Below are 728 nucleotides of genomic sequence, written 5' to 3'. Positions count from 1 at the left end.
TAAAGATGGTAATATCATTGGTTCGGGTACAACGGATGATACGGGACATGTCACAATTACACCGACAAAACCTATTCCTGAAGATAACGTCACTGCCAAGGCGACTGATAATGCAGAACATCCGAATAGTTCTACTTCTCAACCGAAAAAAGCGACTGACACAACTCCGCCAACGGCGCCTGTGGTTACTAGCGATTTAACTGGTAAAGCGACAACTACTGATCCCGTTGAAGTTACTACAGATCCGAATACGAAAGTGGAATTATTAGATAAAGACGGTAATGTTATCGGTTCAGGTACGACAGATAATACAGGTCATGTCACAATTACACCGACTAAACCTATTCCTGAGGGTAATGTCACTGCGAAGGCTTACGACAATGCGGAAGTTCCTAATAGTTCTACATCTGATCCTGTTAAAGCTACTGATACAACACCACCAACTGTTCCAACACTTGATACGGATTTAGGTGGTAAAGCTAGTACTCAAACACCTATTACGGTGACTACAGATCCAAATACGCATGTTGATTTACTGGATAAAGATGGTAATATCATTGGTTCGGGTACAACGGATGATACGGGACATGTCACAATTACACCGACAAAACCTATTCCTGAAGGTAACGTCACTGCTAAGGCAACGGATAATGCAGAACATCCGAATAGTTCTATGTCTCAACCGAAGAAAGCAATTGACCTAACATCTCCGGTGAAACCTTCTGTTG

1 pseudogene is annotated in these 728 nt (G+C 42.3%); it reads left to right on the top strand.

What is annotated here, in order from left to right:
• Window positions 1-728, top strand: a pseudogene (locus JVV30_RS12820) (YSIRK signal domain/LPXTG anchor domain surface protein); the annotation flags it as partial.

This window comes from Staphylococcus sp. GDY8P47P (assembly GCF_016892225.1).
Lineage (GTDB): Bacteria > Bacillota > Bacilli > Staphylococcales > Staphylococcaceae > Staphylococcus > Staphylococcus borealis.
Note: the sequence above shows the minus strand (reverse complement) of the source record. Positions and strands in the feature narration are given on the sequence as shown.